The 19,652-nt window shown below is 64.1% G+C and carries 19 protein-coding genes; 10 read left to right on the top strand and 9 right to left on the bottom strand.

From position 1 onward, the window contains the following. Positions 1–11 precede the first annotated feature (11 nt). The 4 genes from IC761_RS02985 to IC761_RS02970 all read right to left on the bottom strand — a co-directional run bounded on the left by IC761_RS02985 (position 12) and on the right by IC761_RS02970 (position 5,018). Positions 12–1,229: a substrate-binding protein gene (locus IC761_RS02985; RefSeq protein WP_195801825.1), complete on the bottom strand. Its 1,218-nt coding sequence runs from the start codon at positions 1,227–1,229 to the stop codon at positions 12–14. Positions 1,230–1,233: 4 nt separating this feature from the next. Then, positions 1,234–2,091, bottom strand: a complete 858-nt coding sequence (locus IC761_RS02980; RefSeq protein ID WP_195801824.1) for a branched-chain amino acid ABC transporter permease — start codon at positions 2,089–2,091, stop codon at positions 1,234–1,236. Positions 2,092–2,127: 36 nt separating this feature from the next. Continuing rightward, a complete protein-coding gene (locus IC761_RS02975) occupies positions 2,128–3,642 on the bottom strand; it encodes an amidase (protein ID WP_195801823.1) in 1,515 nt (504 codons plus the stop codon). Positions 3,643–3,833: 191 nt separating this feature from the next. Then, entirely contained in the window at positions 3,834–5,018 is a 1,185-nt protein-coding gene (locus IC761_RS02970; RefSeq protein ID WP_195801822.1) for a substrate-binding domain-containing protein, read from the bottom strand. A 179-nt stretch (positions 5,019–5,197) separates the two neighbouring features. Here IC761_RS02970 and IC761_RS02965 point away from each other — a divergent pair, with 179 nt between their 5' ends. Next, positions 5,198–5,641 (top strand): MarR family winged helix-turn-helix transcriptional regulator, encoded by a 444-nt coding sequence (locus IC761_RS02965; protein ID WP_024339270.1) that lies wholly within the window; start codon positions 5,198–5,200, stop codon positions 5,639–5,641. A 259-nt stretch (positions 5,642–5,900) separates the two neighbouring features. Here IC761_RS02965 and secA read toward each other — a convergent pair whose 3' ends face one another. Further along, positions 5,901–8,741 (bottom strand): preprotein translocase subunit SecA, encoded by a 2,841-nt coding sequence (gene secA / locus IC761_RS02960; protein ID WP_195801821.1) that lies wholly within the window; start codon positions 8,739–8,741, stop codon positions 5,901–5,903. Positions 8,742–9,095: 354 nt separating this feature from the next. Between secA and IC761_RS02955 the strand changes: the two genes are divergently transcribed. The 3 genes from IC761_RS02955 (at position 9,096) to IC761_RS02945 (ending at position 11,794) form a co-directional block, all read left to right on the top strand. Beyond that, positions 9,096–10,010, top strand: coding sequence for a peptidylprolyl isomerase (locus tag IC761_RS02955; RefSeq protein ID WP_195801820.1), 915 nt, complete (start codon positions 9,096–9,098; stop codon positions 10,008–10,010). 129 nt (positions 10,011–10,139) lie between these two features. Next, positions 10,140–11,381 carry a bifunctional glutamate N-acetyltransferase/amino-acid acetyltransferase ArgJ gene (gene argJ, locus IC761_RS02950; RefSeq protein WP_195801819.1) on the top strand — a complete coding sequence of 414 codons (1,242 nt, stop codon included), beginning with the start codon at positions 10,140–10,142 and terminating at the stop codon, positions 11,379–11,381. A 2-nt stretch (positions 11,382–11,383) separates the two neighbouring features. Then, positions 11,384–11,794: a (deoxy)nucleoside triphosphate pyrophosphohydrolase gene (locus tag IC761_RS02945; RefSeq protein ID WP_195801818.1), complete on the top strand. Its 411-nt coding sequence runs from the start codon at positions 11,384–11,386 to the stop codon at positions 11,792–11,794. Positions 11,795–11,904: 110 nt separating this feature from the next. Here the strand turns inward: IC761_RS02945 and IC761_RS02940 are convergent, their stop codons facing one another. Continuing rightward, entirely contained in the window at positions 11,905–12,774 is an 870-nt protein-coding gene (locus IC761_RS02940; protein ID WP_195804528.1) for a methyltransferase domain-containing protein, read from the bottom strand. 159 nt (positions 12,775–12,933) lie between these two features. On the opposite strand from IC761_RS02940, the gene IC761_RS02935 reads away from it, so the two are divergent. Genes IC761_RS02935 through IC761_RS02915 form a run of 5 tightly spaced genes read left to right on the top strand, consistent with a single transcriptional unit; the run spans position 12,934 to position 15,780 of the window. Further along, complete coding sequence (locus IC761_RS02935) at positions 12,934–13,248, top strand: NIPSNAP family protein (RefSeq protein WP_195801817.1); 315 nt, start codon at positions 12,934–12,936, stop codon at positions 13,246–13,248. Positions 13,249–13,308: 60 nt separating this feature from the next. After that, positions 13,309–14,100 carry a ComF family protein gene (locus IC761_RS02930; RefSeq protein WP_195801816.1) on the top strand — a complete coding sequence of 264 codons (792 nt, stop codon included), beginning with the start codon at positions 13,309–13,311 and terminating at the stop codon, positions 14,098–14,100. Between the two features lie 47 nt (positions 14,101–14,147). Then, positions 14,148–14,423, top strand: a complete 276-nt coding sequence (gene grxC / locus IC761_RS02925; protein WP_195801815.1) for a glutaredoxin 3 — start codon at positions 14,148–14,150, stop codon at positions 14,421–14,423. Beyond that, positions 14,420–15,298: a carbon-nitrogen hydrolase family protein gene (locus tag IC761_RS02920; RefSeq protein WP_195801814.1), complete on the top strand. Its 879-nt coding sequence runs from the start codon at positions 14,420–14,422 to the stop codon at positions 15,296–15,298. The genes grxC and IC761_RS02920 overlap by 4 nt, the downstream gene beginning before the upstream one ends. After that, entirely contained in the window at positions 15,295–15,780 is a 486-nt protein-coding gene (locus IC761_RS02915; protein ID WP_195801813.1) for a DUF1178 family protein, read from the top strand. Before IC761_RS02920 ends, IC761_RS02915 begins: the two co-directional genes overlap by 4 nt. Here the strand turns inward: IC761_RS02915 and IC761_RS02910 are convergent. From IC761_RS02910 to IC761_RS02900, 3 genes are all read right to left on the bottom strand, one after another. Beyond that, entirely contained in the window at positions 15,777–16,676 is a 900-nt protein-coding gene (locus IC761_RS02910; protein WP_195801812.1) for an EamA family transporter, read from the bottom strand. The genes IC761_RS02915 and IC761_RS02910 overlap by 4 nt on opposite strands. 264 nt (positions 16,677–16,940) lie before the next feature. Continuing rightward, positions 16,941–17,714 (bottom strand): bifunctional 2-polyprenyl-6-hydroxyphenol methylase/3-demethylubiquinol 3-O-methyltransferase UbiG, encoded by a 774-nt coding sequence (gene ubiG / locus IC761_RS02905; RefSeq protein WP_195801811.1) that lies wholly within the window; start codon positions 17,712–17,714, stop codon positions 16,941–16,943. Between the two features lie 14 nt (positions 17,715–17,728). Next, positions 17,729–18,196, bottom strand: a complete 468-nt coding sequence (locus IC761_RS02900; protein WP_195801810.1) for a PH domain-containing protein — start codon at positions 18,194–18,196, stop codon at positions 17,729–17,731. A gap of 156 nt (positions 18,197–18,352) precedes the next feature. Here IC761_RS02900 and IC761_RS02895 point away from each other — a divergent pair, with 156 nt between their 5' ends. Next, on the top strand, positions 18,353–19,609 hold the full coding sequence (locus IC761_RS02895) for an aspartate kinase (protein WP_195801809.1): 1,257 nt from the start codon (positions 18,353–18,355) through the stop codon (positions 19,607–19,609). The last annotated feature ends 43 nt before the right edge of the window (positions 19,610–19,652 follow it).

The following is a 19,652-nucleotide window of genomic DNA, read 5'->3' as shown; positions in this document are numbered from 1 at the left end:
AGCATTCCGCCTTAGCATTCCTTGGGATCGACCAGCCCGTCGCTGCGTCCGACGATCTCGTAATTCCCGCCCTTGGCGACCGCGGTGTACATCTTCATCTTGCAGTGGCGCTTGCCGGGCACCATCTCGGCCGGTCCGCCCGGACCTTCGGCGATCTTGGCATGGTCGAGGGTGGCTGCGACCGACTCGCGGTCGATCTTGCCGGCTTCCTTCACTGCGGCCTCCCACAGCTTCAGGCCGCGATAGGTGCCGGTGGCCGCACTGCCGGCAGCGAACAGGAAGTTGCCCGGAAAATCCTTCTCATAGGCCGCCTGGATTTTCGCGTCGAACGGATTCTCCTTGGTCAACACCTTGAAATAGTCGAGGCAGCTGGCGAGGCCCTCGATCTCGTTGGCCTGGTTGATGTTGAGGGTGTTCTCGTCATAGTAGACGCAGGCCAGACGCCCGCCGTTCTTGAGAAAGCCTGCTTCATAGAGCTGCTTGAAGAACGGGCCGACACCGGGTGGGATGACGGTGTTGAAGACGACGTCGACCTTGTTGGAGACGATGCGGTTGACGGTCGAGGAGAAATCGACCTGGTCGAGCGGGTAATATTCCTCGAACACGACCTCGCCGCCGTTGGATTCGATCACCTTGCGGGCATAGACGTTGAGCGTGTGCGGCCAGACATAGTTGGCGCTCGGCAGCGCGAACTTCTTGCCGCCGTTCTTGATCAGCCAGGGGATGAACTCGTCGCATTGCTGCGCCGGCGTCGGTCCAGTGCAGAACAGGTAGGGCGTGCACTCCTTGCCCTCGTAGAGCTGCGGATAGATGTAGAGTGTCTTGCCGCGCGCCACGATCGGGTCCTTGATCGCGTTGCGCATCGACGAGGTGATGCCGCCCAGCACCATGTCGACCTTGTCGCGCTGGATCAGCTTGCGGACGTTGCCGACGGCGACCGATTCGTTCGACGCGGTGTCCTCGATATAAAGCTCGAGGGGACGGCCGAGCAGGCCGCCGGCCGCGTTGATCTCCTTGATCACCATCTTGGCGACGTTGGCATCGGCATTGCCGGCGTAGGCGATCGGGCCGGTGAGGTCGGTGGCGATGCCGACCTTGATCGGGGCTTCCGCGGCATTGGCCCAGGGCGCCGGGATCACCCAGCTGCCGACGCCGGTTGCGACCGCGCCCGAGGCAAAGGCGAAATTGGAGAGGAAGCGGCGACGTGAAAGCTGAGGACGATCAAACATGTGACTAAACCCCTTTTCCAGCGATGAGGCCCTGTGGCCGGAATTTGATGAAGACAATGGCGAGAACGAAGACGAGGACGTCGGCGACGACAGGCGCCATCACCCATGGCAGCGCAGCGCTGAGCGTGCCGATCACGCCGGCGCCCGCGACCGGCCCGATGAAGGAGCCGACGCCGCCGACCATGACCGCGACAAAGCCCTGGATCAGGAAGCGCAGGCCGAGATCGGCGAACAGGCTGAAGACAGGCACGATCAGCGCGCCGGCAAGCCCGGCGAGCGCAGCGCCAAAGGCAAACGTGGCGCCATAGATCAGCGGCGTTGAAATGCCGGAGGCGCGCGCCAGCGACGGGTTCTCCAGCGTGGCACGCACGCGCAAGCCAAAGCTGGTGCGCGACAAGAGCAGATAGCAGCCCGCCATCACCAGGAGCGTGATGATGATGATGGTGAAGCGCCAGGCCGAAATGTGCATCGCGCCGATATCGATCGAGCCGCCCATCGGCTCGGGCACGGTGAGATAGAAACCGCCGATCAAGCCGCGCACGGTTTCGCGGATGATCAGCCCCAAGGCGTAGGTGCCGAGCATGGCGACGATCGGCGCGGCATAGAAGCGCCGGATGATCAGCGCCTCCAGCACGAAGCCGAGCGCGCCGACCAGGAAGGGCGCGGCGACCATGCCGGTCCAGATCGGCAGGCCCTTGGCGTAGGCGAGATAGGTGACGTAGGCCCCGAGCAGGACGAACTCGCCCTGCGCGAAATTGAAGATGCCCATCATGCTGGCGATGATGCCGAGCCCCAGCACGATCAGGACGATGATCGCGCCGAAGCTCAGGATCTCGAACGCCGCGACGAATGCGTTAGCCATACGTTGCGATCCACCCCACCTGTACCAACGCGCCCTTCACATCTTCTTCCAGTCGCCGGCCTGCTCGAAGGCATGGGCGGCGCGATAGATGGTGGATTCCTCGAACATGCGGCCGACCAGCATCAGGCCGACGGGCAGGCCGTCGACCATGCCGCAGGGCAGCGACATCGCGGGATGATGGGTGATGTCGAACGGCGCCGTGTTGGCAATCATCTCCAGCGCGCGGGCGACGTAGTCTTCGCGGCTGGCGTTCGGCTCCGGCAGCTTGGTCGCCTTCATCGGCGTCGTCGGCAGCAGCAGCAGGTCGTAATCTCCGAAGGCCTTGTCGTAGGCGGCGGTAAGGCGGCGGGAGATATTCAGCGCCTTGCCGTAGTAGCGGGGGCCGAAGGTGTTGTTGATGTAGGTGCCGAGCAGCAGGAACAGTTTTGTGGTCTCGGACAGCGAGTCTGCCTGCCGCCGCCAGCCGCGATGGAAATCCATCAGCGACGTCGAATAGAGGTCGGAACGGCTGAGCCCATAACCGTCGCCATACATCATGGTCTGGGTCATGCCCTCGGTACCGATGGGGGTCCAGATCGCGGGGCCGACGAGATGCATCGGGATCGAGACAGTCTCGACCGTGGCGCCGAGATCCTTGAACCGTTTTGCGGCCTCGCGCACGCTTTCGTTGACCGCGGCTTCCGCGGTCGGCTGCTCAAAGCCTTCCTTCAAGATGCCGATCTTCATGCCCTTGACGCCCTGCCCGAGCGCCTTGGTGTATTCCTCGACCTTCGGCGCCTTGATGCGGGGATCATAGCCGTCATCGCCGGCGAGCACTTCGAGCAACAGCGCGTTGTCGGCCACCGTCGCCGTCATCGGGCCGGTGTGATCGACAAAAATCTCGATCGGCATGATGCCGGTGTAAGGCACGAGGCCCCAGGTCGGCTTCATGCCGTAGGTGCCGCAGAACGAGGACGGCATGCGGATCGAGCCGCCCTGGTCGCCGCCGATCGCCATGTCGACCTCGCCGAGCGCGACGACGACGCCTGAGCCGGAGGACGAGCCGCCGGCCGAATAGCCCATCTTGTAGGGATTATGCACCGCGCCGACCGCGCCGGTGTGGCTGCCGCCGGACATGCAGAAGGATTCGCAATGCACCTTGCCCATGATCTCGGCGCCGGCATCGAGCATGCGCGTGACGATGGTGGCGTCGAAATCCGGGACGTAGCCCTCCAGCGTCGTCGAGCCGTTCATCATGGGAACGCCGGCGAGCATGATGTTGTCTTTCAGCGCAACGGTCTTGCCCTTGAGCTTGCCGCCAGCCGCGCCCTTCACGACCGACTTGCGATACCAGGCGTTGCGCGGATTCTCCTCCGGCGAGGGCCGATAGCCCGGCGTGCGCGGATATTTCACCTCAGGAACTTCGTCCGGCATCGCGCCGACCAGATTGTAGGCTTCGATCGAGCCCTGCATCAGGCCGCGGAACGAGGCGACGTCGTCGTCGGTGAGGGCGAGGCCGCACTGCTCGGCGACGCTGCGAAGTTGGGCGGGCGTGGGAAGGACAACTGTCACGGCGCTCTCCTGTAGTTTCTTGAACGATCTCTTGGAACGATCCCTCGGAACGATCCCTTGGAACGATCCCTGGCGCGCGACCGCGATTTGCGCGATGCGCGCACCGGGCCGGCTGAAACATTCAAAACGGAAATATTTTCCTTTTCAAGTATTATTTTGCGATTGTGCGGGAGCAGAACGCCGCGCGGGCATCAGACCGGCTTGATCAGCTTGAAGTCGAGACCGTCGGCCTCGGCGAGATACATCTGCATCCGGGTGTGACCATTGCGCACGGTGACCGGGCCGCGCGCGCCGCCATAGACGATGTTGCGGCCGGCCGCGAGCATCGGCGTCATCGCCAGCGAACCGGCCTTGTTCGCCACGGCCTCGAGGAACCGCAGACCTTCATAGCTCGACTGACCGAGCGAGCCGATCGGCGGCGCGTTCGGTCCGAACATCGCGCGATAGCTGATCTGGAAGTCGTCATTGGCCCGCGAGCCGATCCCGGAGAAATAGCCGGAGGCGCAGAACAGGTTCTCGCTGTTGTCGGCGCCGATCCCGAGCAGCACGGTTTCGTCCATCGCGCCGGCGAGCCGCAGCGTCGTGGCGCCAAGGCCGCATTCGCCGAAGGCACGATTGAACGTAATGCTGTCGGTGCCGATCAGCGAGATCAGCACGACGTCGGGCCGCGCGGCGCGGATGCGCGCCAGATGCGGCTCGTGATTGTCCTCACCGAGCGGAACGAACTCTTCGCCGACGACATGGCCGCCGGTTTCCTTGATGTAGTTCTTCACCGCACGATGCGACTGCCAGGGCCAGACATAGTCGCTGCCGATCAGGTACCAGCGCTGCGCCTTCTTGACGTCGGCAAGCCAGTGGATCGACGGCCGGCTCTGCCAGCGCGGCGTCTCGCCGATCGCCATCACGCCCGGCGTGCGCTCGCCGCCTTCATAGACCGGCGTGTAAATGTAAGGGATGCGGTGGCGTGTGGTGACCTTCCGAAGACCCACGCGGACTGCGCTGGTGTGCATGCCGACGATCAGATCAACGTCATCGAAAGCGATCGCCTGCTCGGCACGATCCAGCACCTCATCGAGCGGGCCACCCGCATCGTAGATCGAAAGCTCGATCTCGCGCCCGAGAATGCCGCCGCGCTTGTTGATCTCGGCGACTGCGAGTTGCGCACTGTTTGTTCCGCACGGCCCCCATACGCCGGGCGAGCCGGTGCAGCAGATGAAGCCGCCGATCCGCAGCTTGTTCGCACCGCGCCGCTTGAAGAAGGCGTGATCGCTCGGCGACAAGGCGCCGTCAGCCGCCGTTGACGACAGATTCCGCAGCAGCATGGACGGCGGAAGCGCGGGACCGCCGGGAGCCGGGAAGTTTACCGTCGCGCGCACGCCAACTCCTGTCTGGTGCCAGACCTGAAAGCCTCTTGAGCAGGCGGCCGCGGCTTCCGCCCTTTTGTTGGGCAAACATCTTATTTTGAAAATATTGAATATTCAAGAATTGAAGTGCATATAGATGCAGCATTGATTGCAAGACATTCACTCATTTGGGTCAAGACGAAGTCTTAGCCGTGGCAAAACCGTCGAAAGAAAACACCCCGATCACCGAACATCTCGCTTATCTGCTCGCGCAAGCCAACCGGGAGATCAACCGGCAGCTGGAACTGCGCTTGAGCAAGGAAGGCGTACCGGTCGAGCAGTGGCGCATCCTGAAAGTTCTCTCCGATGGCAACGGCCATTCGATGGGCGAGCTTGCCGACGCGGTCCTGCTCAACCATCCGACGCTGACCAAGATGATCGACCGCATGGTCTCCGACACGCTGGTCTATCGCGTGCAGGATCCCAACGACCGCCGCAAGGTTCTGATGTTCATCTCGGACCGCGGCAAGGTGCTGTGCAGGAAGCTCAACTCGCTCGCGGTCGATCAGGAAGAGCACATCCTGGAGAGCTACGGCGACAAGTCGACGAGCGAATTGAAGCGGCTGCTGGAGAGCTTGATCGACAGCTCGAATTGAGGGGCGGTTTCGCCGAACTCTCTCAGAGTCGTCCCGGCGAAGGCCGGGACCCATGGCCACCGAATTGAATTTTGCGAAAGCTGCTGGTTTCACTTTCTTGCGCGGTACGCTGACCCGCGAACTATCGATAGATTCCGCGGTATGGGTCCCGGCTTTCGCCGGGACGACAGCGGAATGTGCCGCAGCGCCGTCGTACTCAACTTGCGCCCGCGGCGTACTGGATGCCCCGCCTTTCCGGGGCATGACAGAGAGCTAGCTTCTAACCGTACCGCCCGTGGCAGTGCTTGTACTTCTTGCCGCTACCGCACGGGCAATCCTCGTTGCGGCCGATCTTGCCCCAGCTTGCCGGGTTCTTCGGATCGCGCAGCGCCGCATCGGTTGCCTGCGGGGCGAGCGTGACGCTGGCGAGCGCCATCTCGTCTTCGCCAGTGTCCGGATTGAGCTTGTGCGCTTCCATCGCGGGCAGCATCGGGGCTTCCTGCTCCGGCGGGATGATCTCGACCCGCATCAGCTGCGCGGTGACGGCTTCGCGTAAGTGCGCGCTCATCTCCTGGAAGAGGTTGAAGGCTTCGGTCTTGTACTCCTGCAACGGATCGCGCTGACCGTAACCGCGCAGGCCAATGACCTGACGCAGATGGTCGAGCATGACCAGGTGCTCGCGCCAGAGATGGTCGAGCGTCTGAAGCAGGATGGTCTTCTCGACGTAACGCATCACATCGGGACCCCATTGCGCCACCTTGGCCGCCATGTGCTCGTCAGCCTTGGTCTCGATGCGGGTGAGCAGCTCCTCGTCGGCGATGCCCTCTTCCTTGGCCCAGTCGTCGACCGGCAGGTCGAGATCGAGCACGCGCTTCAGCTCTTCCTTCAATCCCGCGACATCCCATTGCTCGGCATAGGCATGCTCGGGCACGTGCTTGGTGACGAGGTCCTCGACGAAGGCGTGGCGCATGTCGGAGACGGTTTCGGCGACGCTCTCGTCCTTCATCAAATCGACGCGCTGGTCGAAGATCACCTTGCGCTGGTCGTTCTGGACGTTGTCGAACTTGAGCAGATTCTTGCGGATGTCGAAGTTGCGCGCCTCGACCTTCTGCTGCGCCTTTTCCAGCGCCTTATTGATCCAGGGATGGATGATCGCCTCGCCCTCCTTCAGGCCGAGACGCTGCAGCATGCTGTCGAGGCGATCCGAGCCGAAGATGCGCATCAGATCGTCTTCCAGCGACAGGAAGAACTTTGAGCGGCCGGGGTCGCCCTGACGGCCGGAACGGCCGCGGAGCTGGTTGTCGATGCGGCGGGATTCGTGGCGCTCGGAGCCGATGATGTAGAGGCCGCCGGGCTTGTTCACGGTCTTGGCGGGCTTCGAGCCCTTGGCCGGCTCGATCTCGACGGTTTCTTCAGCCTTCAGCACGATGTCGCGGAAGTGCTCGATGTCGGCCTTGATCTGCTCGATCTTCCTGGCCTTCTCGGCCTCGTCGGTGATCCCCGCCGTCTCCTGCTGGAGACGCATGTCGAGCGAGCCGCCGAGCTTGATGTCGGTACCGCGTCCCGCCATGTTGGTCGCGATCGTGATCGCGCCGGGGACGCCGGCCTCGGCGACGATATAAGCTTCCTGCTCGTGGAAGCGCGCGTTCAACACCGCGAACAGTTTTGCCGGCTTACCGGCGCGCGCCGCGGCGTACAGCTTCTGCATCGAATTTTCGTTGCCGAAATCGATCTGCCGGTAGCCGTGCTTCTTGAGGTATTCGGCGATGACCTCCGATTTTTCGATCGAGGCCGTGCCGACCAGCACCGGCTGAAGCCGCGCATTGGCGCGTTCGATCTCGGCCAGGATGGCGGCGTATTTCTCGTTCTGGGTGCGATAGACCTCGTCGTCCTCGTCGAGACGGGCGACCGCCAGATTGGTCGGGATCTCGACGACCTCGAGCTTGTAGATGTCGAACAGTTCGTCGGCTTCGGTCAGCGCCGTGCCGGTCATGCCGGCGAGCTTCTCGTACATCCGGAAATAGTTCTGGAAGGTGATCGAGGCCAGCGTCTGGTTCTCCGGCTGGACCTGGACGTGCTCCTTGGCTTCCAGCGCCTGGTGCAGGCCTTCAGAATAGCGGCGGCCCTGCATCATGCGGCCGGTGAACTCGTCGATGATCACGACCTCGTCGTCGCGGACGATGTAGTCCTTGTCGCGGGTGAACAGCGTGTGGGCGCGCAGCGCCTGGTTGATGTGGTGCACGACGGAGACGTTCTCGACGTCATAGAGCGACTCGCCCTTGAGCTGGCCGGCATCGCGCAGCAGTGTTTCGATCTTCTCCATGCCGGCTTCGGTCAGCGTCACCGTGCGCTGCTTCTCGTCGACCTCGAAATCGGTCTTGTCGAGCTTGGGCAGGAAGCCGTCGATGGTGTTGTAGAAGTCGGAGCGGTCGTCGAGCGGACCGGAGATGATCAGCGGCGTGCGGGCTTCGTCGATCAGGATGGAGTCGACTTCGTCGACGATGGCGTAGAAGTGCGGCCGCTGGACCATGTCCTCGAGCCGGTACTTCATGTTGTCGCGCAGATAGTCGAAGCCGTATTCGTTGTTGGTGCCGTAGGTGATGTCGCAGGCGTAGGCCGCCTTGCGCTCGGCATCGTCCAGGCCATGGACGATCACGCCGGTGGTCAGGCCGAGGAAGCCGTAGATCTGGCCCATCCAGCCGGAGTCGCGGCGGGCGAGGTAGTCGTTGACGGTGACGACGTGGACGCCTTTGCCGGCGAGCGCGTTGAGATAGACCGCAAGCGTCGCCACCAGCGTCTTGCCTTCACCGGTCTTCATCTCGGCGATGTCGCCCTCGTGCAGCACCATGCCGCCGATCAGCTGGACGTCGAAATGGCGCTGGCCGAGCGTGCGCTTGGCGGCCTCGCGCACGGTGGCGAAGGCCGGCACCAGCAGGTCGTCGAGCGTCTTGCCTTCGGCGAGCTGCTTCTTGAATTCGCCGGTGCGGGCCTTCAGCGCCTCGTCGGAGAGTTTGGAAACCTCGGGCTCCAGCGCGTTGATCGCGCTGACGCGGGACTGATATCCCTTCACCCGCCGGTCATTGGAGGAGCCGAAAAATTTGCGGGCGAGCGCGCCGATCATGACTAGTTCCTGTGTTCGCGATTTAACCGCGTTGCAGCCGAAAGGTTGTCACCCGCCTGCCTATCAACTCACCGTGACGCCCGTTGGCGTCAGAGCCCGGACTGCGGGGGTCATCCGCCATATGGGTGGGAATTGAGCAAGTCAGGGTTCAACGGCCAAAAACGCAGCAAAATAAACGCCATCGCCATGGACGCGACCGGGCAGAGATATGGCCGGGTCCGACCCTTGTCAACGGCGGCCAATCTTGCCGCCAATTCATCATTTTGACAGACTTTTCGCGTTGCCAAGCCCCCCTGAATTGGGCGAGTGTCCGCCCCGCTCGAGCAGCCCCCTGCTTCAACAAAAGGATTTTCCATGACCACCTCGTTCCCGGTAATCACCGGCCAGCGTTTCCGCCATGCGTCCGCCCTGGCTGGCTGCCTCGCTTTGGCGCTGTCCCTGGCGTTCGCGGGCCCGCTCCGGGCCGCCGACGATCCGGTGCTGGCGAAGGTCAATGGTGCGGAGATCAAGAAGAGCGACGTCACCATGGCCGAGGAGGAACTCGGGCCGAGCCTCGCCCAGATGGACCCGGCGACCAAGGACGAGAACGTGCTGTCGTTCCTGATCGACATGAAGATCGTGGCCAAGGCCGCCGAGGACAAGAAAGTCGCTGACGGCGACGAGTTCAAGAAGCGCCTGGCGTTCGCCCGCAACCGCCTGCTGATGGACAGCCTGCTCGCCCAGGAGGGCAAGGCGGCTACCTCCGACGACGCCATGAAGAAGGTCTATGAGGAGGCCTCCAAGCAGATCACCGGCGAGCAGGAGGTGCGCGCGCGCCACATCCTGGTCGAGACCGAGGACGAGGCCAAGGCGGTGAAGGCCGAGCTCGACAAGGGCGCCGATTTCGCCGAGCTCGCCAAGAAGAAGTCCAAGGATCCGGGCTCCGCAGACGGCGGCGACCTCGGCTTCTTCACCAAGGAGCAGATGGTTCCGGAATTCTCGGCGGTCGCCTTCGCGCTCGAGCCGGGCAAGATCTCCGACCCCGTGAAGTCGCAGTTCGGCTGGCACATCATCAAGGTCGAGGAAAAGCGCAACCGCAAGGCGCCGGACTTCGACCAGGTCAAGGCCCAGATCGAGCAGTACGTCACCCGCAAGGCCCAAGCCGACTATGTCGCGAAGCTCCGCACCGAAGCCAAGGTCGAGCGGATGGACCAGGCGGCGGCGGACGCCAAGCCGGCCGACGCAGCGAAGCCCGCCGACAGCAAGATGGCGCCGCCCGCCAAGAAGTAAGAATTCGCTGTCACTTCGGTGACGCGAAGGGTATCTAAGCCTTTGTGATGCCCGGCCCCAAGCGCGAAGCGTGTCTTCGCAAAGAGGGGCCGGGCATCTGCTTATCCAGATCCACCAAGGCGCCCCCCGATGTCCTCCTCCGTCTCCCCGCTCGCCCCGAAAAACGCTCCCGACATGCCCGTGATCGCGGGCGTCCGTCTTGCGACGGCCGAGGCCGGCATCCGCTACAAGAACCGCACCGACGTGCTGCTCGCGGTGATGGACAAGGGCACCGCAGTCGCCGGCGTCTTCACCAAGTCGAAATGCCCGTCCGCACCGGTCGAATGGTGCCGTGCAAAGCTGAAGGGCGGCAAGGCCCGCGCCCTCGTCGTCAATTCCGGCAACGCCAATGCCTTCACCGGCAAGACCGGCCGCAGCTCGACCGCGCTGACCGCGAAGATCGCAGCCAAGGCCGTCGGTTGCAGCGAGAGCGAGATTTTTCTGGCCTCGACCGGCGTGATCGGCGAGCCGCTCGATGCGACCAAGTTCGACGGCGTGCTCGGCCGTCTCGCCGAGACTGCGGAAGCCGGCGACTATCTCGCCGCCGCCAAGGCGATCATGACCACGGACACCTTCCCGAAGGTCGCGACCGCGACCGTCAAGCTCGGCAAGGCCAAGGTCACCATCAACGGCATGGCCAAGGGCGCCGGCATGATTGCGCCCGACATGGCGACGATGCTGTCCTTCATCTTCACCGATGCGCCGATCGCGCCTGCGGCGCTGCAGGCCCTGCTCAAGGCCGGCGTCGACGGCACCTTTAACGCCGTGACGATCGACGGTGACACCTCGACCTCGGACACGCTGCTGGCATTCGCGACAGGTGCTGCCGCCGAGCATGGCGCGCCGAAGATCAGCCGCGCCAGCGATCCGCGCCTGAAGGCCTTCGTCAAAGCCTTCAACCAGATCCTCGCTAATCTCTCCGAACAAGTCGCCCGCGACGGCGAAGGCGCCCGCAAGCTGGTCGAGATCACCGTCGAGGGCGCCAAGACCAAGGCCTCCGCCCGCAAGATCGCGATGTCGATCGCCAACTCGCCGCTGGTGAAGACCGCAATCGCGGGTGAAGACGCCAATTGGGGCCGCGTGGTGATGGCGGTCGGCAAGGCCGGCGAGCCCGCCGATCGCGACAAGCTGTCGATCTCCTTCAACGGCATCCGCGTCGCCAAGAGCGGCGCGCGCGATCCCGACTATGACGAGGGGCAGGTGTCGGAAGCGATGAAGGCGCCGGAGATCGCGATCAAGGTGCAGCTCGGCCTCGGCAAGGGCCGCGACCGCGTGCTGACCTGCGACCTCACCAAGGAATATGTCGCGATCAACGGGGATTACCGGTCCTAGACATGACCGACCTCAAGCTGACCCTTGTCGTGGCCTGCGCGCTGGTCGACGCCGACAAGCGCGTCCTGATCGCGCAGCGCCCCGAGGGCAAGACGCTGGCCGGTCTCTGGGAATTTCCCGGCGGGAAACTCGAGCCCGGCGAACGCCCCGAGCAGAGCCTGATCCGCGAGCTCCACGAGGAGCTCGGCATCACCGTCGCCGAGCCGTGCCTGGCGCCACTGACCTTCGCGAGCTACGGTTACGACACCTTTCATCTCCTGATGCCGCTCTACATCTGCCGGCGGTGGGAAGGCGTGGTCACGCCGCGCGAAGGCCAGACGCTCGCCTGGGTCCGCGCCAACAAGCTGCGCGACTACCCGATGCCGCCCGCGGACATTCCGCTGATCCCGCATTTGATCGATTTGCTCATGTGAGCCCAGACCTCATCCTGAGGAGACCGCAAAGCGGTCGTCTCGAAGGATGGCTACTGGGGCCGGGCCTGCATGGTTCGAGGCGGCGCTGACGCGCCACCTCACCATGAGGATTACTCCTTCCCCGCCTTCTTCACCGCCTCCGCGAGGCTCGCCTTGGCCGAGCCCGGCTTGAGCGGTTGCTGCTGGCTCGCATGCGGTGCCCAGCCGGAGAGCCAGATGATGTCGAAGGTCGCGCGGATGCGGCCGTCTGCATCGGCAAAACGCTGGGCGTAGATTTCGGCCATGCGCAGCAGCGTCGCGCGACGCGTCGGTGTGCGGCGCCGCTCGACCAGCACGTTGGCCGCGCCCATGCGGCGAAGATCCTGCATCAGCGCAAACGCATTGGGATAGCGCACCACGACGCGGTCGACATCGGTGACCGGCAGCGCAAATCCCGCCCGCTGCAACAGCGCGCCGATATCGCGCAGATCCGCGAATGGAGCCACGCGCGGCGACACGCCGCCCTCGCATTCGGCTTCCGCCGCGGCAAACGCCTGGCGCAGCTCGGTCAGGCTGTCGCCGCCGACCATCGCCGCGAGCAGCAGCCCGTCCGGCTTCAGCGCGCGGCGAACCTGCGCAAGCACGCCGGGAAGATCGTTGACGAATTGCAGCGCCAGCGCCGAAACGACGAGATCGAGGCTTTCGGGTGCGAAGGGCAGTTTCTCGGCACCGGCCGCATCGAGCTCGATCCGCTCGATGGAAGGGAGCCGCGTACGTAGTCCGGCAAACCCCTCACCTGGCGTCCAGAGATCGGCTGGGGCGTGAAACTCCCGCATCACCGCGGCCAGCCGGTCGGACATGTCCTCGGCGACCCGGTCGAGCAGGAACGTGACCTCGCCCCGCGCCCGCGCGCGACGCTGCCGTGCATATAGCAAGGTGCGATCGAACAGAGCGGGCGGGGTTTGCGGGTTCTGAGCCATGCCGCTGGTTACGCCGATCATCACGGTTATTGCAATCACCTCGTTCGAAGCACGAGACGAACGCGCGCGGCTTGAGGATGCCGTGATAGAGCGCTAGCCTTCCCCAATGGAAGCTGACGCCGACTTGCGATCCAAGCGAACAATGAGCGCCAGGTTCGTGGCGCGCCGGAGCATCAGACGATGATCACGTGCTACCTGCGATACCAAGTCAATCATGACAAACTCGCCGAATTCGAGGCCTACGGCAGGATGTGGCTGGAATTGGTGCCGAGATTCGGCGGCATCCACCACGGGTACTTCCTGCCGTCGGAGGGGGAGAGCGACGTCGCGCTGGCGATGTTCAGTTTCCCGAGCTTCGCGGCCTACGAGCAATATCGGAAAGACAGTGCCGAGGATCCGGACGTCCAGAGGGCGATCGCCTTTGCACGGGAAACACGCTGCTTCCGCCGTTACGAGCGATCGTTCTTCCGACCCGTGCTCCCGAACGAACCGTAAGCCGAGACAACACCAGCCCATCGACTTGAGCGCGGCGCAGGACGGCGCTAGCCTCACCCAATGGACGCCGAGGCATCACGTTCCATTGCAAGCCATCTGCGCGGCGCGCTCGGCGCCTGCCGCGACGTGCTTGCGCATCTTCCGCGGCTTGCGCTCGACATCGCGCTGCCGACGCTGTGCGTGTCCTGCCGCGAGCCGGTCGATGGCGAGGGCGTTTGCGCTGTGTGCTGGGCAAAGCTGTCGTTCATTGAACGGCCCTATTGCCCGCGGCTTGGCATTCCCTTCGTCTATGACCCCGGCCCCGACATGCTGTCGATGGAGGCGATCGCAAGCCCGCCGGCCTACCAGCGGGCACGCGCTGCGGTGCGTTATGACGACGTCGCGCGTACGCTGGTGCACGCGCTGAAATACCAGGACCGCACTGATCTCGCGCCCGCGATGGGCCGCTGGATGGCGCGCGCGGGCGGCGAGCTGCTGGCCGGCGCCGACATGCTGGTGCCCGTTCCCCTGCATTGGCGGCGGGCCTGGCGCCGCCGCTACAACCAATCCGGCGTGCTGGCGCGAATCATCGAACGGCAGAGCGGGGTCAAGGTACGGAGTGAAGCGCTGCGGCGGGCGCGTGCCACCGAGCAGCAGATCGGCCTGTCACGGGCCCAGCGCGCCACCAATGTGCAGGGCGCATTCCAGGTATCCCCTGACCGTCAAACCGAGGTCCAGGGCCGCCGTATCATCCTGATCGACGACGTTCTCACCTCCGGCGCGACGCTGGATGCCTGCGCACGCGCCCTGCTGCGCGCCAAGGCGGCCCAGGTTGACGTGCTGGTCTTCGCCCGGGTTGTCGAGAGCCGGTAAAGCCCCATATAATTCAACAAATTCATGACATGAGAGCGCTTGATACCATGACCGCTGCTGTCGAGATCTACACCAGGCCGGGCTGCGGCTATTGTTCCGCCGCGAGGTCGCTTTTGACCCGCAAGAAGGCGACCTTCACGGAATTCGACGTCGCCAAGAACCCATCCTGGCGCGACGAGATGTACCACCGCGCCGGCGAAGACTCGACCTTCCCGCAGATCTGGATCGGCGGGACCCATATCGGCGGCTGCGACGACCTCTACGCGCTCGATCGCGAAGGCAAGCTCGACGGCCTGCTCGAAAGCGTGAAGGCGGTGTCATGAGTGAAGATCGCACCTTTACCGCGGCCATGGTGCAGATGCGCACCGGCCTGATGCCCGGGCCGAGCCTCGCGCAGGCCACCAAGCTGATCCGGCAGGCGGCCGCGAACGGCGCCGACTACGTGCAGACGCCCGAAGTCAGCAACATGATGCAGGTAAACCGCAAGGCGCTGTTCGAGCATCTCCAGAGCGAGGAGGACGACACCTCGCTGAAGGCGTATCGCGCGCTCGCCGCCGAGTTGAAGATCCACATCCATGTCGGCTCGCTGGCGCTGCGCTTTTCGCCTGAGAAGGCCGTGAACCGCTCCTTCCTGATCGGGCCCGAGGGCAACGTGCTCGCGAGCTACGACAAGATCCACATGTTCGACATCGAGCTGCCCGATGGCGAGAGCTATCGCGAATCCGCCAATTACCAGCCGGGCGAGACCGCCGTGATCTCCGACCTGCCCTGGGGCCGGGTCGGGCTGACGATCTGCTACGACGTGCGCTTTCCCGCGCTGTACCGTGCGCTCGCCGAGAGCGGCGCCTACTTCATCACCGTTCCCTCCGCCTTCACCCGCAAGACCGGCGAAGCGCATTGGCACGTGCTGTTGCGCGCACGCGCGATCGAGACCGGCTGCTTCATCTTCGCCGCGGCCCAGGCCGGCACCCACGAGAACAAGCGCGAGACCTATGGTCACTCGCTGATCATCGATCCCTGGGGCGAGATCCTCGCCGAGGGCGATGTCGAGCCCGGCATCATCATGGCCAAGATCGATCCGGCCAAGGTCGAGACCGCGCGCCGCGCGATCCCGTCGCTCCAGCACGGCCGCCGCTTCGGCGTCTCCGATCCCAAGGCCGGGCCGGATCATCTGCACCTGGTGCGGGGATCGGCATGATCCGCTACGCGCTCCACTGCGACCGCGACCACGCATTCGAGAGCTGGTTCCAGAGCTCGTCGGCCTATGATTCGCAGGTGAAGCGCAAGCTCGTGACCTGCCCGATCTGCGGCTCGGCCAAGGTCGACAAGGCGATCATGGCCCCGCGCATCGTCGGCAAGAAGGGCCGCGGCCCTGCGGCTCCGCCGCCGGAGCCGGCCACTGCAACCACCACGCCTGAGGCCGCGCCGTCCGGACCGACCTCGTTGATGATGGCGCAGGAGAAAGAGCTGCGCACCAAGCTGAAGGAATTGCGCGACCACATCGTCAAGAACGCCGACAATGTCGGCGAGCACTTTGCCAACGAAGCGCGCGCGATGCATTACGGCGACAAGGAACATCGCCCGATCTACGGCGAGGCCTCGCCTGATGAGGCGAAATCGCTGATCGACGAGGGTATCGAGGTCTCGCCGCTGCCGACGTTGCCGGAAGATCGGAACTAGACTCCCACCAGCACCGCGACGCCGATGATGATCAGCGCGATGCCTGCAAGCTCGCGCGGCGCGATTGGCTGCTTGAACGAGTAATACGCCACGGCTTGCGCGAACAGCACCTCGATCAAAGCGAGTGTACGGACATTGGCGGCCGCCGTCAGCGCGAAGGCCAGGAACCAGAACTGTGAGGCGAAGGCGCCCGTGAAGCCCGCGAGCATCGAGGGCCGCCACATTCCGAGGATTCCCCGCAACACATTTGGCGCGCGCCAGAGCAGGTAGATCGTCAGGATCAGCGTCTGCACGAACAGGCCGAGCACCAGCGTGAATGAGGCCGCTGTCACGAACGACACGCCCTGCACGTTGATGATCGCGCCGCGAAAACCGACCGCAGAGAGTGCGAAGGCCGCCGCCGCGACGAGACCCGTGATGGTCGGCCTCAATTCCGCAAAACTCTTCTCGCCGCCGGGCCGCAGCGCGGTGATGACGACGCCGATCGTCGCGATCACGATCGCCAGCACTTTTAGCCAGGTCAGGTGATCGCCGAGAAAGACGAAGCCGAAGATCGCGGTCTGGATCGCCTCGGTCTTCAGGTACGCCGTCGTCACCACGAAGGAGCGGTCGTTCATCGCGAGCAGCATCAGGCCGGTGGCGACGATCTGGCTGAGCGCACCCAACAACAGCCACGGCCAGAACACGGCCGGCGGCATGCCGAGATGGTCGCCGGTCGCGGCCAGCACCAGCCCTAAGAACAGCAGCGAGAACGGGAAACCGAACAGGAAGCGGATATTGGTCGCGCCCCAGGTCCCCAGCGGCTTCGTGAGCGACCGCTGCATCGCATTGCGCGCGACCTGGCCGAGCGCGGCAATGACGGTGAAGGGAATCCAGAGGCTGGTGACGGTGAACATGGGTGACGATGGCGGGAGGTGAGTTTGCGGCCAAATTGCCGCCGGCGGCAATGCAGGTCAATCACGCCCACATCATAGGAGCGATGCCCTCGCTACAAACTCCGTGTCGTCCCGGCGAAGGCGGGACCCATAGCCACAAAATTTGGTTGGGCGAAGACTCGTGGTGACCAGTCTCGCGTCGCAACTTCTGCCTGGGGGTGTGGGTCCCGGCCTTCGCCGGGACGACACAGGAGTGGATACAGCCGGCCCTATCGCAGCGCCCCCTCACACCATCCCTTCCGCCACCACCATGTAGTTTACGTCCATGTCGGAGGACAGCATCCATTTGTCGGCGAAGGGTGAGTAGACCACGCCGGTCTGCTCGGTGATGACGAGGCGGTTGTCGAGGAGATATTTGGTCAGCTCGTCGGGGGTGACGAACTTGTTCCATTCGTGGGTGCCGCGCGGCAGCCAGCGCAGGACATATTCGGCGCCGACGATGGCGAGCGCAAAGCTCTTCCAGTTCCGGTTCAGCGTCGAGACCACCATCAGGCCGTTCGGCTTCAGCATCGATGCGCAGCGCTTCAAGAACATGCCGACATCGGTGACGTGCTCGACCACCTCCATCGCCAGCACGATGTCGAAGCGCTCGCGCGGGTCGATCTCCTCGACCGTGGTGCAGCGATAGTCGATCGACAGATGCCCCTTGTCGGCGTGCAGTTTTGCAGCCGCAATGTTGCTCTGCGACGGATCGACGCCGATCACCTGCGCCCCGAGCCGCGACAGCGGCTCGCACAAGAGGCCGGCGCCGCAGCCGATGTCGAGCACGCGCAAGTCGCCGAGGCAATTGAGGCTGCGCACATTGCGCTCGAACTTGCGGCAGGCGGCGTCGCGGATGTAACCGAGGCGCAACGGGTTGATCCGGTGCAGCGGCGCCATCTTGCCCTTGGGGTCCCACCACTCCGCCGACAATTTCGAGAACTTTGCGATCTCCGCGGCATCGACGGTCGAGCCGGGCTGGGCGGTGGCGGTTGCGGAAGTATTTTGCTGCATGCTCATCGGATAGCGCGGTCCTACCGCGTGGTGATCGAACTACGGAAGGCGAGCGGCGAGGCGATGGTCGCGATGGTTTCGCGGCCCTCGCCGACGCCGTTGATGGTCACGTCGCCATAGTTGAGAATACGTCCAAGGATGGTCTGGTTGACGTCGACGCTCTCGACCTTGTCCAGCGCCATCTCGAAAGTCCGGCGCTTGATGAAACCGGTCTTGTGCACGACCCGCAGATTGGTGACGTCAGTCTCGGTCGAGAGGCGATGGAACCAGCCCTTCACGGTCCAGTATAGGGCGGCTAGCGCCACCAGGCCGGAGCCGAACAGGCACGCGACCATCGCGCTGTAGATATCGACCTGCCGGGACACGACGAACAGCGCCAGTGCCACGATCCAGGCCACAATCGCCGGAAAATAGAAGATCCAGTGCGCATTGGTCGAATACAGCACCCGCTCGCCCGGTTGCAGGATCTCGTCGATATAACGCGCCATGATCTCGGTTAACCCATTACCCCCGCACCCTGCCCCCGCAGGAACCCGCTTGCCCCCGGCGCCGCCCCTCTGTATACGCGCGGTCGGTATCCGCAGGGCGCTACCCGTCCAGCGCGGCCACCATACTGATCCTTAAGAGGGAATGCACGCGTCGTCATGAGCCGTCTCGTGATGAAATTCGGCGGCACGTCCGTCGCCAACATCGACCGTATCCGCAACGTCGCACGCCATGTGAAGCGTGAGGTTGACGCCGGCCACGAGGTGGCCGTGGTCGTCTCGGCGATGTCGGGCAAGACCAACGAGCTGGTGGCCTGGTGCACCGAGGCCTCGCCGATGCACGATGCGCGCGAATACGACGCCGTCGTCGCCTCCGGCGAACAGGTCACCTCGGGCCTGCTCGCCATCGTGCTGCAGAACATGGGCATCCAGGCCCGCTCCTGGCAGGGCTGGCAGATCCCGATCAAGACCAGCGACGCCCACGCCTCGGCCCGGATCGTGGACATCGACGGCAGCGAGATCATCAACCGCTTCAAGGAGCGGAAGGAGGTCGCCGTCATCGCCGGCTTCCAGGGCATCAATCCCGAGACCAACCGCATCACCACGCTCGGCCGCGGCGGCTCCGACACCTCGGCGGTCGCGATCGCCGCCGCCGTCAAGGCTGACCGCTGCGACATCTACACCGACGTCGACGGCGTCTACACCACCGATCCGCGAATCGTGCCGAAGGCCAAGCGGCTCGACAAGATCGCGTTCGAAGACATGCTGGAACTGGCCTCCCAGGGCGCGAAGGTGCTCCAGGTGCGCTCGGTGGAACTCGGCATGGTCCACAACATGCCGATCTTCGTCCGCTCGAGCTTCGACAAGCCCGAGGATATCGACCCGCATGCCAACCAGCCGCCGGGCACGCTGATCTGCAGCGAGGAGGAGATCATGGAAAATCACGTCGTCACCGGCATCGCCTTTTCGAAGGACGAGGCCCAGATCTCGGTGCGCCAGATCGAGGACAAGCCCGGCGTTGCCGCATCGATCTTCGGCCCACTCGCGGACGCCAACATCAATGTCGACATGATCGTGCAGAACGTCTCCGAGGACGGCAAGACCACCGACCTCACCTTCACGGTGCCGGCCGCGGACTATACACGCGCCAAGGAGACAATCACCGCCGCCAAGGCCACGATCGGTTATGCCCGGCTCGACACCGCCACCGACGTTGCCAAGATCTCAGTGATCGGCAGCGGCATGCGCAGCCATGCCGGCGTCGCCGCCCAGGCGTTCTCGGCCCTCGCCGGACGGAATATCAACATCCGGGCGATCACAACCTCCGAGATCAAATTCTCAGTTTTGATCGACACTGCCTATACCGAGCTTGCGGTGCGCACGCTGCACACGCTCTACGGTCTCGATCAGGCATAGTCTAATTTTCTCTTAGCGGTCGCAGCAAACGCGAAGGTGTCCA

Origin of the sequence: Bradyrhizobium commune (assembly GCF_015624505.1) — a bacterium.
Lineage (GTDB): Bacteria > Pseudomonadota > Alphaproteobacteria > Rhizobiales > Xanthobacteraceae > Bradyrhizobium > Bradyrhizobium commune.
The sequence above is the reverse complement of the archived record's forward strand: the minus strand, read 5'-3'. Positions and strand labels throughout refer to the sequence as shown.

What these genes read in the sequence shown, in the direction of transcription:
- IC761_RS02985 (WP_195801825.1), bottom strand. Translation starts at nt 1,229, where the DNA reads ATGTTTGATCGTCCTCAGCTTTCACGTCGCCGCTTCCTCTCCAATTTC.
- IC761_RS02980 (WP_195801824.1), bottom strand. Translation starts at nt 2,091, where the DNA reads ATGGCTAACGCATTCGTCGCGGCGTTCGAGATCCTGAGCTTCGGCGCG.
- secA (WP_195801821.1), bottom strand. Translation starts at nt 8,741, where the DNA reads ATGATCGGCGCGCTCGCCCGCAAATTTTTCGGCTCCTCCAATGACCGG.
- IC761_RS02955 (WP_195801820.1), top strand. Translation starts at nt 9,096, where the DNA reads ATGACCACCTCGTTCCCGGTAATCACCGGCCAGCGTTTCCGCCATGCG.
- argJ (WP_195801819.1), top strand. Translation starts at nt 10,140, where the DNA reads ATGTCCTCCTCCGTCTCCCCGCTCGCCCCGAAAAACGCTCCCGACATG.
- IC761_RS02945 (WP_195801818.1), top strand. Translation starts at nt 11,384, where the DNA reads ATGACCGACCTCAAGCTGACCCTTGTCGTGGCCTGCGCGCTGGTCGAC.
- IC761_RS02940 (WP_195804528.1), bottom strand. Translation starts at nt 12,774, where the DNA reads ATGATCGGCGTAACCAGCGGCATGGCTCAGAACCCGCAAACCCCGCCC.
- IC761_RS02935 (WP_195801817.1), top strand. Translation starts at nt 12,934, where the DNA reads ATGATCACGTGCTACCTGCGATACCAAGTCAATCATGACAAACTCGCC.
- IC761_RS02930 (WP_195801816.1), top strand. Translation starts at nt 13,309, where the DNA reads ATGGACGCCGAGGCATCACGTTCCATTGCAAGCCATCTGCGCGGCGCG.
- grxC (WP_195801815.1), top strand. Translation starts at nt 14,148, where the DNA reads ATGACCGCTGCTGTCGAGATCTACACCAGGCCGGGCTGCGGCTATTGT.
- IC761_RS02920 (WP_195801814.1), top strand. Translation starts at nt 14,420, where the DNA reads ATGAGTGAAGATCGCACCTTTACCGCGGCCATGGTGCAGATGCGCACC.
- IC761_RS02915 (WP_195801813.1), top strand. Translation starts at nt 15,295, where the DNA reads ATGATCCGCTACGCGCTCCACTGCGACCGCGACCACGCATTCGAGAGC.
- IC761_RS02910 (WP_195801812.1), bottom strand. Translation starts at nt 16,676, where the DNA reads ATGTTCACCGTCACCAGCCTCTGGATTCCCTTCACCGTCATTGCCGCG.
- ubiG (WP_195801811.1), bottom strand. Translation starts at nt 17,714, where the DNA reads ATGAGCATGCAGCAAAATACTTCCGCAACCGCCACCGCCCAGCCCGGC.
- IC761_RS02900 (WP_195801810.1), bottom strand. Translation starts at nt 18,196, where the DNA reads ATGGCGCGTTATATCGACGAGATCCTGCAACCGGGCGAGCGGGTGCTG.
- IC761_RS02895 (WP_195801809.1), top strand. Translation starts at nt 18,353, where the DNA reads ATGAGCCGTCTCGTGATGAAATTCGGCGGCACGTCCGTCGCCAACATC.